Source organism: uncultured Stenotrophomonas sp., assembly GCF_913778665.1.
Taxonomy (GTDB): Bacteria; Pseudomonadota; Gammaproteobacteria; order Xanthomonadales; family Xanthomonadaceae; genus Stenotrophomonas.
Genome location: NZ_CAJYVQ010000011.1, coordinates 36909 through 51133, shown reverse-complemented (window position 1 = coordinate 51133; position 14225 = coordinate 36909). Strand labels below are relative to the sequence as shown.

Here is a 14225-nt window from a genome sequence, read left to right as displayed (position 1 = left end):
CTTAATTGCAGCCGTGGAGCTTGCGGGCCTCGGCCACCGTCGCAGCCCGGTCATCCCCCATCGACATCCAGCCCTTCAGTGACATGGCTGGATCCACATGCGGCAACCGCGGCCCCTGATGAACAACGACCTCGGTCCAGCTGCCGACGGGGGGCAGCTCGGACAGGCGCGCCGCTTGGTCGTCCTCGGTGCTGAACATGTCGTCCGGACCGGCCGGCGGCGTGGTATTCACGGTTTCCGCCTTGCGGGTTCGTACCCGAAGCGCACCGTCCGGGAGCCGCTGGGTGATCACGTCGTAGCGCTCGACACCATACGCCCACCTGTTTTCGCCAACGCTGCGGGTCTGGCTACCGTCGTCAGCCACGGTTACCACCTCCCCTGCCGGCCCGACAACGCCCGCGACAGCTCCCAGGCCGGACATCAGCGCCTGATAGACGATCATCTGCCGCTGCTCGGCGGTCAACGCTCCTGCCTTGAGCTTGGCGGCAGGAATCTGCAGGTACGCGGCTTCACTGCACAGCACCAGCACCTGCTGGTCGTCCCAACTCACCGACATTTCTTCGTTGGTGAAGTACTGCGTCTTCGTTGACGTCACAGCGGCACCGTCGCCACTGGAGTATCGGGTCTCGATCAGCGAGGCGTTCTCGGCCGCGTTGGTCAGCGAAACCTGAGAGGTCGAAGCTGCATTGGCAGCACAAGCGGACGCAATCATCGCGGCAAGCAGCACGCTGCGGGTAACGGTGCGGAACATGGCATCAGTCCATTGAAGAAGACGAAACGGCCATGATACCCGGAGCAACCTGGCGGGCCCTCGCTCAGGCCACCACCACCAGCGGCACCCGGCGCCGCGGATGCTCCAGTACCACCACATCCTGCTGGTACACACGCCGCAGGTTGTCTTCGGTCAGCACCTGCAGCGGCGTGCCATCGGCTGCCACCCTGCCCTGCTCCAGCAGCACGATGCGATCGGCATAGCCGGCCGCCAGATTCAGGTCATGCAGCACCACGATCACGCAGGCACCGGTTTCGGCACAGGCGCGCACACTGCGCAGCGTTCGCTCCTGATGGCGAAGATCCAGCGCGGCCGTCGGCTCATCGAGCAGCAGCAACGGCGTGTCCTGTGCCAGCACGCGCGCGAACGTGGTGCGAGCCGATTCGCCACCGGACAGCTGCTGCACCTCGCGCAGGCGAAGCGCCTGCAGCTCGGCGGCATCGATCGCCGCTTCCACCTGGGTGCCATCCACCACCGGATCCGGCGGATGCGGCAACCGCCCCATCGCCACCACTTCTTCCACGCTGAAGGCAAAGCGCACGCCGTGCTCCTGTGGCATCACCGCGCGCTCGCGTGCCAGCGGCCCCGCCTTGTAGCTGGCCAGCGGCTTACCCAGCAGGCTCACCTCCCCGGCATCCGCGCGCAGGTCTCCGGCCGCAACGGCCAGCAGCGTGGATTTGCCTGCACCATTCGGGCCAACCAGTGCGGTCACCGTACCCGGCTCGAACGACAGCGAGATGCCATGCAAGATCTCGCGCTGCTGGCGGCGCACCACCACCTCGTGCAACTTCAACAGCACGCTCATGGCGCCGCCTTGCGGCGCTGCTGCAGCACCAGCCAGAGGAAGAACGGCGCACCCAGTGCGGCCGAGAACAGGCCCAGTGGAATCTCCGCCGGCGGATCAAGCGTGCGGGCAGCAGTATCTGCCACCACGATCAACAACGCGCCGAGCAGGCCGGACAGCGGCAGCAACCAGCGATGCCCGGGGCCGACCAGCAGCCGCGCCACGTGCGGCACCACCAGGCCCACGAAACTGATCGAACCGGCGAATGCCACCGCCGCACCCACCAGCAGCGCACTGAACGCCACCAGGCGTCGCCGCGTGCGGGTCACATCCAGGCCGAGGTGCTGCGCCTGGCGCTCACCCAGCGCCAGCATGTCCAGCGGCGTTGCCAGACGCTGCAGCGCCAGCACGCCGATGGCAAACAACGGCACCACCGCCGCCACGTCAGCCCAGTTGGCGCGTGCCAACGAGCCCATCTGCCAGAACACCAGCGACTGCAGTTCGCTTTCGCTGGCGATGTAGGTGAGGAAACCGATCAGCGCCGAACAGAAGGCGGCTATAGCGATACCGACCAGCAACAGCGTCGCATTGCCACTGCCCTTGCCCGGCCGCGCCAGCGCGTAGGTCAGGCCGATGGCCAGCGCGCCGCCGGCAAAGGCTGCCACCGGCACCAGCCAGCCGGCGGCACCCGCAGCGCCCAGCACGATGGCGGCCACGGCGCCCAGCGCCGCGCCCTGACTGACGCCAACGATGCCCGGATCGGCCAGCGGATTGCCGAACAGCCCCTGCAGGCTGGCACCGGCCATGGCCAGTGACGCGCCGACCATCGCGCCCAGCAACGCGCGCGGAATGCGCAGCTGCCAGACCACGGCCAGATCGCGACTGCTGACCGCCTGCGGATCGACCAGGCCCAGCTTCACCCCCAGCGCCTGCACCACCTCCAGCGGCGGCAGCCGCAGCGGACCCACGGCAAACGACGCCAGCACCGCCCCCAGCAGTGCCAGCAACGCCACCATCACCATCATCCGTCCGCGACGGCGGCGCCGATCCGCTGGACTCATGCCTTCGGCATCGCTGCGAACGCCTTGGCCAGCGCCAGCGCACCGGCTCCGGAACCGGTGCTGGTGTACTTCAGCTGCACGTCCGGCATCACCCAGACCCGGTTGGCCTGCCCGGCCGGGGTCTGCTTCAGCGTCGGGTAGGACTTCCACAGTCCCTCGGCACCCCCAAACAGCTGCAGGTCATGCTCGGTCACCAGGATCACCTCCGGTGCGGCGGCGACCACACCTTCATTGCTCAGCTGCGAGTAGTTCTTCACTCCCGCTTCGGTACCGATGTTGGCGCCGCCGGCCAGCGCAATCAGCTGCGCCGAGGCGCTGTCGGCACCGGCCACGGTCGGCGCGCCACCGGCACCGGTCGCCGAAACATGGATCACGCGCGGCGCATGGCCCAGGCCCCTGCCCAGTGCCGCCGCCTCGTCCAGCTGGCGCTGCACCTGGGTCGCCAGCGCCTGCCCAGCCTCAGCCAGCCCAAGCGCCGCAGCGACCTTGCGCACCTTGTCCGGCGCCGGCTGCAGATCGTCGATGACCACGGCCGGCTCGCCCACCTCGCGCAGCTTCATTGCCAGTTCGGTATGGCGACGCAGGCTGTTGCCGAGGAACAGCGAGCCCTTCAGGCTCAGCACGCCTTCCACGCCGGTGGTGCGGTTGAACAGGAACTTGTGCGGCGCGGCCAGGCCGGCCTGGGTGGTGGTGTTGGTCGGCGCAGCAAACACCTGCTTGCCCAGGCCCAGCGCCTCGATCACCGCGATGACATCGTCGCCGCCGGCAATGATGCGGCTGGTGTCGGTCACGTTGATATCAGCGCCGTCATCGGAGTGCACCTGGGTCGGCAGCACCGCTTTCTGGCCCTGCACGGACGGCATGTCGGTGCCAGTCAACCGCTGCCAGCCGGCCGGCAGCGCGGCATCGGTGGCGGCGCTCGCGGCGGGCGCAGCGGCGGGCTTGTCGGTGCCGGCTGGCGCCGACGCACCACCACAGGCGGCCACCACCAGCGAGACGGCCAGCGGAAGCGCACACAGGCGCAGACGGGAGGCGATGTTCATGGGTTCTCCTTGCGGGCAGGGCAGCGCGGACGCCACCCTGCCCTGTGACTTACTGCTTCGGGGTGATGCGGGTAATGCGGTCACCCTTCGGGTCTTCCGCGCCGCGCGACTTGTTCACGGCAAACACGTTGCCCTTGCCATCGGCACGCACATGGTTCGGCAGCGTGCCGCCATCGAGATTGGCCACGACCTTGCCCTCGCCGTTGACCACGGTGATCGTGCCGGCGCCGCGGCTGCTGACATAGGCCAGGCCCGAGGCATCATCGAAAGCAACATTCAGTGCGCCGGCGCCGACCGGCACGTCGTACAGCACCTTGCCGGCGGCCACATCGACGATCAGCAGGTTGTCGGTACCCTGCGAGGCCACGTACAGGCGATTGCGCGCGGCGTCAAAGGCCACGCCGGAGGCGCTGATCGAGTTGCCCAGGTCGATGACCTTTTCGACCTTGCCGCTGGCCACATCGATCACCGCCGCTTCCGGGGTACCAATGCTGACGGTGAACAGCTTGCCGCCCTTCTCGTCCAGCACCAGGCTCATCGGGGTGAACTTCCCGTCATCCACGCCGGACTCCAGCGTCACCTGCGGCAGCTCCTTGAAGGTCCTGGCATCGAACACCGACAGGTGGTCCTCACCCGTGGCCGAGGCGAACACCTTGCCGTGGGTGCCGTCGACCACCACGTCGCGCGCGTGCGGTACGGCATCGACCGGGAACTGGTGGACCAGCGACAGGTCCTTCTGGCGATAGACCGCAATCGAATTCTGGCGGGTATTGGTCACCCACACATTGCCGTTGGTGTCATCCACGCCCACGCCATAGACCGCGTACACCGCACCGTTCTTGCTGCCCGGCACCTGCGCCGGGGTGATCGCCCTGGTCACCTTCAGGGTCTTCGGATCCAGCTTCAGCAGCTGCGACTGGGTCACCGGCGGGCGGCCCACGGCCGAGGTGACGAACACCGCGTTGCTGGCCGCGCTGTAGGCGGACTGGTACAGGCCCGGCACCAGCTTGTTGGACTGGGTGGCGAACTGCGCCTGGCCGGACAGCGGCAGCTGCGGCGATACGCGCAGCTTCAGCACCGTGGCTGCGGCCGGCTGGCTCGCGCGCACCACCACCGGATGGGTGCCCGGCACCGCGTCGGCCGGAATGCTCAGCTGGGTCTTGAAGTTGCCATCGGCATCGACCACCAGCGGCTGCGCATTGAGCACGCTGTCGCCACGCAGCAGACTCACCTTCTGGCCCGGCACGAAGCCTCGGCCGACCACGTCAGCGGTGCTGCCCGGCACGACGTTCTCACCGCGTGAGACGACTTCGCCCTTGAAGGTGGCGTTGGCCGGCTGGTCGAACACCGGCTGCGCGGTGGCGCTCACGGCCAGCAACAGGCCGGCGGCGAGAGAGGCAAAACGGTAAGACGGACGGAACGACATGGAAGGCTCCTTGCACACGTAGGCCGCGCCACGTGGCGCGGGATTCATCGGTTGCCTGGGCCGCTGCACGTCGGCAGCCTCGCCTGGGTAGTGGGGCTCGCACGGGATTGCGTGCGAGGCGATTCATTCTGCGGTGCTGTCACCGCCATTGGCGGCACCGTCGCGGGCACTGCGATCGGTCACGCCGTACAGTTCATGCAGCGCGGCATGGAACGAGGCCGGCAGCATCGGGCCGTGTCCCAGGCCCGGGAACTCGCGGTACTGCACGCTCAGGCCCGGCACCTTGGCCAGCCGCTCGGACAACCGCATCGCCGCATCCGGCGTGGCACCGCCAATGCGGCGCAAGTGCGCGACCACGCGTGGGTTGTTCAGGTCGCGCTTGCCACGATCGCCAACACGCTCGGCACCGCCGAGCATCAGCCAGAGCTTTGCCGGCTGGCCATGCACGTTCTGCACGAACTGCTGTTCCGGATCACCCAGCGCCGCGCCCTGGCTCCACCACAGCGAGGGACTGGCCGCCAGATACGACTGGAACGCTGCGGGCCGGGTATACAGCGCATTGAGCACGAACAGGCCGCCCAGCGAGTGGCCCCACAGCGCTTGCTGCTGCGCATCGATGCGTGCACGGCGCTCGACTTCCGGCTTGATGCGGCGCTCGATCACATCAAGGAAGGCAGCCGCACCACCGCCCACCGCCTGCGTGCTGCCGCTCTCGTCGTCGGCCCGGTCGATCCACGCGGTGTAATCGAGTGTGCGCGCCTTCGAATCGATGCGCAGGTCGTTGTCGTAGCCGATCAGTACCAGCACCGGCGGTGCCTTGCGTGCTGCCAGTTCGGCCAGGATCGCCTGGTCCAGCACCATCGCCACGGCATTCCCATCCAGCGCGTACAGCACCGGCAGCGGCGCCTTGCCGGCCTTGGCCGGGATCGCCACGTTCACCCGCCAGCGGCGTTGCCGGTCGGGGCTGTCCACCACGAAATGCTCGAAGCGATAGCTGGCGGCCGGCTCGTCGAGCACGGTGTGGCCGATCTTCTGCAGCGGGTTGCGCTGCTGCGCGTGGGCGTACGGAGTAGCCAGGAGCAGGCCCATCAACAGAGCGACCAGGCCGCGGGCCATCGGACCACGGTGCAAAGGCAGAACGAAATGCTTCATCGGCGGCGGCAGAGGCGGCCCGCGGCCGCAGATTCACAGGGGACCGCAGTCTACCTCAAACGCGAATGATTATCACATCGATCACACGTCACGCTGTGTATCACGCGCGCGCATGCCCGGTTGCACAGGGGGCGCCGATTCCCCTATGTTGCCGGCCACCGGGGCATTGGATCGCCCCGCTTCCAGCGCAGCCATGGACGGCGGGCACGTTGCCGCCTGCGGGTTGCGTTCATCGCGCCACAACCGCCATGGGATTGGATCCCATGATTGTGAGACTCCCTTGAAGCACACCGCACTGATCGCCCTTACCCTCGGCCTGTTCACACCGCTGGCCGCGCATGCCGCGCAGGATCTGCCTACGCTCTACCGGACCTTTGAAGAGGCCGGCAATTCGACGCTGAGCATGCAGGAACTCAACCAGACGGTGACCTTCACCGCCGTGGCACTGGGCGTTTCCAGCAACCTGGCGGGCGAACCGCTCATCGAGGCCGGCGATGACCAGGGCAATGTCCTGGCCCGGCTGACCAGCGATGATGAGCAGCAGGCGGCCAAACTGGGCGCCCTGGACGAAGGTGCCATCTTCACCGCCAGCTGCACGCTGCAGTTCAGCTCCGGCACGGACTACCTGTCATTCCGCGATTGCGCCATCAAGTAAAGGCGAAGCCGGCGAAACGCCGGCTTCATTTACCTGCCCTGTGGAGTCGAGCCATGCCCGACTCACGCAATCTCAAGGGCCCGCAGGCACCGGGCCGTAGACGTTCTCCTGCGGCGTACCCGGCAGCAGCGCGAACACGAAGATGACCAGGCCGCCAAACGGAACGAAGGCCAGCAGGTACATCCAGCCCGACTGGTTGCAGTCGTGCAGGCGGCGCACGGTAACGGCGATGACCGGCACGAACGTGGCCAGCCAGAACACGACGAACAGGATGATCGACCCGATGCCCAGGACGTCGGACTGCATCACCAACCCGGCGATGAGCGGCACCGCCAGGACGGCTGAGACGATCAGCAGGAACAGCTGGAACATCCAGTACTCGCGGCGGTTGGCACGGCCCTCGAACTGGGCATAGCGCTTCAACGGCAGAATCATTTCCTGCACGGCATCGATCCTTGATGAGAGAAGCCGCGCAGTGTGCCAAATGCAGGCGCCGGGAACAATATTGCCGCTGTGGAGTCGAGCCATGCTCGACGGCTGTTCCAGAGCGCCCTGCAGCCCGTGCAAGAGCGAAGTCGAGCATGGCTCGACGTTACATGAACCGGGTCAGCGACCCTTTACTGCACGCGCGGCCTCGCGTTCGGCGCGCAGGCGGTCGAGCTTTTCCTTCAGCTTGATTTCCAGGCCGCGCGGCACCGGGTTGTAGTACACCCGCTCGCCCATCGCATCGGGGAAGCCGGTCTGGTCCAGCGCGATGCCGCCTTCGGCGTCATGGTCGTACTGGTACTCGGCGCCGTAGCCGAGTTCCTTCATCAGCTTGGTCGGCGCATTGCGCAGGTGCAGCGGCACTTCTTCGGTACCGCTCTCGCGCACGTCGGCCTTGGCCTGGTTGAACGCGGCATAGCCCGCATTCGACTTGGCGGTGCTGGCCAGGTAAAGCACCAGCTGGGCGAAGGCGAGTTCACCTTCCGGGCTGCCCAGGCGTTCGTAAATGTCCCACGCCTCCAGCGCCATGCTCTGCGCGCGCGGATCGGCCAGGCCGATGTCCTCGATCGCCATGCGCGTCAGCCGGCGCGCCAGGTAGGACGGATCGCAACCGCCATCGAGCATGCGGGTGAGCCAGTACAGCGCGGCATCGGGATTGGAGCTGCGTACCGATTTGTGCAGCGCCGAGATCTGGTCGTAGAACTGCTCGCCACCCTTGTCGAAGCGTCGGGTGCGGTCGGCCAGCACCTGGGTCAGTGTCTGCGGCGTGATGCGACCGCCCTCCCCGCCTGCCAGCTCGGCGGCGATCTCCAGCAGGGTCAGCGCACGCCGCACATCACCATCGGCGGCGGTGGCGATCTCCAGCAGCAGCTCGGGCGCGACCGCGATGCTCTCTTCGCCCAGGCCGCGCTCGCGGTCGCCCAGTGCACGCTCCAGCGCCTCGACGATATCGGTCGGCGAAACCGCCTCCAGCACATGCACACGGCAACGCGACAGCAGTGCCGAGTTCAGTTCGAACGACGGATTCTCGGTGGTGGCACCGACGAACAGGATCGTGCCGCGCTCGATATGCGGCAGGAACGCATCCTGCTGCGCTTTGTTGAAGCGGTGCACCTCGTCCACGAACAGCACGGTGCGCCGGCCTTCGGCGAAGCGCTGCGCGGCCTCGGCCAGCACCTGGCGCACGTCCGGCAGCCCGGACAGCACGGCGGAGATCGCACGGAATTCGGCGTCCGAATATTCGGCCAGCAGCAGCGCCAGCGTGGTCTTGCCGCAGCCGGGCGGGCCCCACAGGATCATCGAATGCACGCGGCCGGATTCGACCGCGCGACGCAGCGCGCTGTCCGGCGCCAGCAGGCGCTTCTGCCCGACCATTTCATCGAGGGTGCGCGGGCGCATGCGCTCGGCCAGCGGGCGCAGGTGATCCCGATCAACGCTCAGCAGATCGGGGCCGGGAAAGGAAGTTGAACGATGTCTTGCCACCTGCTCATTGTACCGCGAGAGCGTGCCAACCAAGGTTGGCACCCACCAGCACCCGCCTCAATCACCGATGACGTCGGTGCCCTTCGGCGGGGTGAAACTGAAGGTGCCGGCGGCAAAGCCCGGGTTGCGCTTCCAGCCGCTGAAGCTGATCACGGTGCGCTGGCCGACAGCGTCGGTGATTTCCATCTTGGCCAGACCCTGGGCGTTGAAGCCCAGCGCGGCGTACTGGAAGCTGGCTTCGGTCTCGCGTTTCGGCGACAGCGACAGCCACTGCAGGCCATCACGCTGCGCGGCCTCTTCGCTGACGTCGTACTGCTGTTCCAGCAGCGCCGGGTTGATCAGCGCGGTCAGCGGGCTGTTCTGCTCTTCCTTGCCCTGCTCGCGCACGGTGGCCTGGCCCAGATCCGGCTCGTACATCCAGACCTTCCTGCCGTCGGCCACGATCAGCTGTTCGTGCGGGCGCACGTACTCCCAGCGGAACAGGCGCGGCGCCGACAGGGCCACGCGGCCGCTGGTCGATTCTTTCACCTTGCCGCGGCTGTCGAACACCTGCTGGCTGAACTGGCCATCCAGGCCCTTCAGGCCACTGGTGAAGGTCTTCAGGTCATCGCGTGCGCCAGCCCAGGCGCTGCTGGCGGCGGCACAGGCCACGGCAAGGGTGGTGGTGGCAAGGAAACGGCGAAGGCGGACGTTCATGCGGAGATCCTGTCGGCACGCAGGCCAGGAAAGTTGGATACGAGTGTGCCCGGAACAAGCTGAATGGGCGATCAGGGCGCCATTATGACGCCCCGACTGTCGGACGGCGATGCGTGAACAGGCCGGCATTACGCCATGCACGCGGAGCGTGGATCTACTTCAGCTTGCCGTACAGCACCTGGCCGCGGAAGCCACGACGTACTTCGCGGTACAGCGCGCGGAACGCGGGGTAGTCCTGCGGCTGGCACAACGCCTCCGGTCCACGCACCGCGTTCTGCTGCAGGCGGTGGTGCACGATCACGTCCTGGCCTTCACGGCTCCAGTCCACCCGGTACTCGCCAGCGGCGTTGGCAAAGCGCTGGCTGGCCGGAATGGCGATGATCGGCGCGTTGGCCGGGAACTGCAGGCGGTAGGATTCTTCGCGCAGGCTGGCATTGCAGTAGAACGGCGTCTCGTTGGCCGGCGCCGAGGCGGTGGCGTACAGCCCCCGTACCGACTCGCCACCCGGCGGATCCGGCACCGCCATGCCACCGGCCACGCTGAAGTCGGCGTAGTCCTCGGCCTGGAACGCCATGCGGTAGCCGAACGGCCGGGTCAGGTCGACCGGTACGCCCTGGATCTGCAGCTGTCCTCGCCCGTCGAAACCGGACGCGGCCATGATCTGCTCTTCAGCGCGCGCACGGTTCTGCGCATTGAGCTGGGAGAACTGCGCGCGCATGCCGATCTCGGCATTCTCACCCAGGTTCGGAACGGTTTCGCCGCGCAGGTTGCCGTTGGCATCGAAGGTGAAACGCACTTCCATAGAGGTCGCGTTGCGCTCCGGCGTGTTGGCCGGGGTGCGCGCCAGCGTGGCATCGCGCGTGCGCATCACCGGCGCACCGAGGTCACCTTCCGGCAGCTGGCCGAAACGCGCCCACGCGGTGGTCGAATCCAGGTAAAGATCGAACTCTGGAATGTAGGTGATGGCGTGGTTGAAGCGGCCCAGCACCGGAATCTTCGGCAGCGTGGGGCCACCGCCGGCGCCGATCAGCACCGGCGAACTGGCGATGCCCTTGGCTGCCAGCAGCGCCTCGAGGATCGTGACGTGATCCTTGCAGTCGCCGTAGTGGTTGTCGAGGATGCTCTGCGCACTGTTCGGCTCCAGGCCGCCATTGCCCAGGTACACCGCCACATAACGGATGTTCTGCGCCACCCAGCGGTACAGCGCGTCGGCCTGCTCGCGGCGACCACTGATGCCGGCGGTGATCTCATCGGCCAGCGCCTGCAGCGCCGGGGTCACTTCGGCCGCCGGACCTGCCTTGAGCTGGTAGGCACGCCCCATCTGCGCCCAGTCACGGTAGGTGCTGGCCATGATGTTCGGGCCGAACTCCCAGCCGGCGGCCGACCAGTTCTGCGCCGGCATCGCCTCGCGGCGCTGGTAGCGCCAGCGCCACTGCGCCTGGCCGTTCTTCACCGTCGGCCGATCACTGCCCTGCACGCCGCGGCTGTCGACGAACATCGGCAGGCTGGCCGGCGCACTCAGGGTGACCTCGGCGTCCTCGTATTCGGTGAACACATTGAAGGTTTCCCACAGGCCGAAGTAGCCCGGGAAGTACGGCGTGGCCTGGGTCCGCCGCACCTGGTAGTACAGGCGCGTGCCCGGGGCCAGGTTGGGAAACACGATCACCCGCACCTTGCGGTCGGCGTACATCGCCGCCGAAGCGCTGGAGTAGCTTTCCTGGGTGTAGATGCGGTCGGCCGGCACGTCGCGGCGCTGGCCGTCGGCGGTGATGGTATAGGCGCCAAGCACTTCCAGCGTTTCCATCTTCTCGCTGTAGCTCAGCCGCACCTGGCTGAACTGCTCGACGGACGCCTTGGTCTTGAGCAGGACTTCGTAGGTTTCGGTCTGCACATTGCCCGCATCCGGCCGCACCTGGTAGTCGGCGCGGTAACGGACAATGCTGAAGTTGTTGCTGGCTTCGGTGTCGCCGCTGGCGGAAGGCGGCGCCGTGGCGGGCGCGGAGGTGGCGGTGTCTGCCAGTGCCGGGCCGGCAGCCATCATGGCTGCCAGCGCCAGAGCCAGCGCGCTGGGTACGGGGTGAAGCATGCGTCGGTTCCTTGGACGTCGTGGGGGTACGTCGGGTCTTACTTTGGCGGCGGCGGTGCCAGCACCGTGCGGTCGCCATTGTGTTCGGGCGCGCTGACCACGCCGGCCGCTTCCATGGCCTCGATCAGTCGCGCCGCGCGGTTGTAGCCGATCTTCAGCCGGCGCTGAACACCGGAAATCGAGGCACGACGGGTCTCGGTGACCACTCGCAGCGCTTCGTCATACAACGGGTCGGACTCGTCGCCGCCGCCGGAACTGGTCTCCGGCAGGCCGGTGGCGCCGACGATCACGCCGTCACCCATCGTCTGCACTTCGTCCAGCACGCCATCGATGTAGTCGGCCGGCCCCATCGCCTTCAGGTGCTCGACCACGCGATGCACCTCATCGTCGGAAACGAACGCACCGTGCACGCGCTCGGGCAGCGCGGTACCAGGCGGCAGGTACAGCATGTCGCCGTGGCCCAGCAGGGTTTCGGCACCAGACTGGTCCAGGATGGTGCGCGAGTCGATCTTCGAGCTGACCTGGAAGGCGATGCGGGTGGGGATGTTGGCCTTGATCAGGCCGGTGATCACGTCCACCGACGGGCGCTGCGTGGCCAGGATCAGGTGGATGCCGGCCGCACGCGCCTTCTGTGCCAAGCGCGCGATCAGCTCTTCCACCTTCTTGCCGACGATCATCATCATGTCGGCGAATTCGTCGATGAAGATGACGATGAACGGCAGCGTCTCCAGCGGGCGCGGCGCCTCGCCCAGCTCCGGGTTCGGCTTGAACAGCGGGTCCATCAGCGGCTGGCCGGCGTCCTGGGCTTCCTTCACCTTCTTGTTGAAGCCCGCCAGATTGCGCACGCCCACCGCGCTCATCAGCTTGTAGCGGCGCTCCATCTCGGCCACGCACCAGCGCAGGCCGTTGGCGGCCTCCTTCATGTCCGTGACCACCGGCGCCAACAGGTGCGGGATGCCCTGGTAGACACTCAGCTCAAGCATCTTCGGGTCGATCATCAGCATCCGCAGATCTTTCGGCGAAGCCTTGAACAGCAGGCTTAGCACCATCGCGTTGACCGCCACCGACTTGCCCGAACCGGTGGTGCCGGCCACCAGCAGGTGCGGCATGCGCGCCAGGTCGGCCACGGTCGGGCGGCCGGCGATGTCCTTGCCCAGCGCCAGGGTCAGCGCACTGGCTGACTTGTCGTATTCCTTCGAGCGCAGCAGCTCGGACAGGAAGATCATTTCGCGGGTGACGTTGGGGATCTCCAGGCCGATCACCGATTTGCCCGGAATGACGTCGACCACGCGCACCGACTTCACCGACAGGCCACGCGCGATGTCCTTGTCCAGCGAGCTGATCTGGCTGACCTTGATGCCCGGTGCCGGCTCGATCTCGAAGCGGGTGATGACAGGGCCGGGATTGGCGCCGACCACCTGCGCATCGATGCGGAAGTCCTTCAGCTTGAACTCGATCTGCCGCGACAGGGTCTCCAGCGTCTCTTCGTCGTAGCCCTTCGGCTGCGGCTTGGGATCATCCAGCAACGCCAGCGGCGGCAGGTCCGAGCCGTCACCATTGACGCCGCGGAACATCGGGATCTGGTTGTCACGCTTGGCGCGATCGCTCTTCTCGATCACCGGCTCAGGACGCGGCTCGATCTTCACCGGCTCGCGCTTGGCGCGCACCTCGGCATCGGCCTTGCGCACTTCCTGGCGCTCCTCGCGCATCACCCGGGTCTGCTTCCACTCGGTGACCTCTTCCTTCTTTCGCTGCAGCAGCGGTGCCAGCGACATCACGCCGCGGCCGATCTTCTCCATCACCGAGAACCAGGACAGCCCGGTCGCCAGCGTGATCGAGGCCAGCAGCAGCACCAGCACAAACAGGTTGGCGCCCAGCGCGCCGAAGCCCACGGTGAGTGAATTGCCGACCAGCTTGCCCAGGATGCCGCCGGCACTGGCGACATCGCCACTGAACAGGCGCACGTGCAGGAAGCCGGTGCCGGCAATCAGGAAGCCGACCAGGCCGACCAGGCGCAGCGCCGGGTCCAGGTCGTTCTCGCCCTTGCTCTCGCGCTTGAGGCCGAACATGGCGATCCACGCCAGCGCGCCGAGCACCACCGGCAGCAGGAAGGCGATGTAGCCGAACAGCTGCAGCAGCACGTCGGCGATCCAGGCGCCGGCACGGCCACCCATGTTGTGCACCGGCGCGACCACGCTGCCGGTATGCGACCAGCCCGGGTCGGTAGCTGAATAGGTGAACAGACTGGCCGCCAGATACAGCAGCGCTGGCGCGATGGCGATGAGGCCAAGGTCGCGCCAGAGGCGTTGGCGGCGTGGATTGTCGGTCGCCGCCGCCGCGGCCGTGCGACGTGACGCCTTGCTGTCGTCGGACTTGGAGCGTTCGGGGACCTGCTTCGCCACCTTAGACCATACCTTTGGAATGCGCTGTTAGTGATTGATAATAAATGAGACGGCGTCAGTTTTCAGTTATCCGTCATCTGACCGGGCAAGGTTGGGCCGGAACGGCCGCTGGACAACGGCGTTCTGTTCATCGGCTTGAATCGCCCTGCCCCAGCCGCCACTCTATGACCAGCCAAGGAT

At 67.0% G+C, this 14225-nt stretch carries 12 protein-coding genes; 1 reads left to right on the top strand and 11 read right to left on the bottom strand.

Translation table 11 applies throughout. The features are described from left to right. Position 1: 1 nt before the first annotated feature. The 6 genes from QZ853_RS15395 to QZ853_RS15370 form a co-directional block, all read right to left on the bottom strand. Positions 2-751 carry a hypothetical protein gene (locus QZ853_RS15395; RefSeq protein WP_295574974.1) on the bottom strand — a complete coding sequence of 250 codons (750 nt, stop codon included), beginning with the start codon at positions 749-751 and terminating at the stop codon, positions 2-4. 64 nt (positions 752-815) lie between these two features. Further along, positions 816-1577, bottom strand: coding sequence for a heme ABC transporter ATP-binding protein (locus QZ853_RS15390; protein ID WP_295574971.1), 762 nt, complete (start codon positions 1575-1577; stop codon positions 816-818). After that, positions 1574-2617, bottom strand: coding sequence for an iron ABC transporter permease (locus tag QZ853_RS15385; RefSeq protein ID WP_295574968.1), 1044 nt, complete (start codon positions 2615-2617; stop codon positions 1574-1576). The genes QZ853_RS15390 and QZ853_RS15385 overlap by 4 nt, the downstream gene beginning before the upstream one ends. After that, positions 2614-3660: an ABC transporter substrate-binding protein gene (locus QZ853_RS15380; protein ID WP_295574965.1), complete on the bottom strand. Its 1047-nt coding sequence runs from the start codon at positions 3658-3660 to the stop codon at positions 2614-2616. Before QZ853_RS15380 ends, QZ853_RS15385 begins: the two co-directional genes overlap by 4 nt. 49 nt (positions 3661-3709) lie before the next feature. After that, a complete protein-coding gene (locus tag QZ853_RS15375) occupies positions 3710-5086 on the bottom strand; it encodes an ATP-binding protein (RefSeq protein WP_295574962.1) in 1377 nt (458 codons plus the stop codon). Positions 5087-5209: 123 nt separating this feature from the next. Continuing rightward, positions 5210-6238 (bottom strand): alpha/beta hydrolase-fold protein, encoded by a 1029-nt coding sequence (locus tag QZ853_RS15370; protein WP_295574958.1) that lies wholly within the window; start codon positions 6236-6238, stop codon positions 5210-5212. A gap of 280 nt (positions 6239-6518) precedes the next feature. Here QZ853_RS15370 and QZ853_RS15365 point away from each other — a divergent pair, with 280 nt between their 5' ends. Beyond that, the gene (locus tag QZ853_RS15365) at positions 6519-6893 is read left to right on the top strand and encodes a hypothetical protein (protein ID WP_295574955.1); all 375 of its coding nucleotides are present in this window, start codon (positions 6519-6521) and stop codon (positions 6891-6893) included. Positions 6894-6965: 72 nt separating this feature from the next. Here QZ853_RS15365 and QZ853_RS15360 read toward each other — a convergent pair whose 3' ends face one another. The 5 genes from QZ853_RS15360 to QZ853_RS15340 form a co-directional block, all read right to left on the bottom strand. Then, positions 6966-7337: a DUF805 domain-containing protein gene (locus QZ853_RS15360; RefSeq protein WP_295574952.1), complete on the bottom strand. Its 372-nt coding sequence runs from the start codon at positions 7335-7337 to the stop codon at positions 6966-6968. Positions 7338-7499: 162 nt separating this feature from the next. Next, positions 7500-8777 carry a replication-associated recombination protein A gene (locus QZ853_RS15355; RefSeq protein WP_295574949.1) on the bottom strand — a complete coding sequence of 426 codons (1278 nt, stop codon included), beginning with the start codon at positions 8775-8777 and terminating at the stop codon, positions 7500-7502. 141 nt (positions 8778-8918) lie between these two features. Then, complete coding sequence (gene lolA, locus QZ853_RS15350; RefSeq protein ID WP_295574947.1) at positions 8919-9557, bottom strand: outer membrane lipoprotein chaperone LolA; 639 nt, start codon at positions 9555-9557, stop codon at positions 8919-8921. 154 nt (positions 9558-9711) lie between these two features. After that, complete coding sequence (locus QZ853_RS15345; protein ID WP_295574944.1) at positions 9712-11643, bottom strand: DUF3857 domain-containing protein; 1932 nt, start codon at positions 11641-11643, stop codon at positions 9712-9714. Positions 11644-11681: 38 nt separating this feature from the next. Further along, complete coding sequence (locus QZ853_RS15340) at positions 11682-14045, bottom strand: DNA translocase FtsK (protein ID WP_295574942.1); 2364 nt, start codon at positions 14043-14045, stop codon at positions 11682-11684. Positions 14046-14225 lie beyond the last annotated feature (180 nt).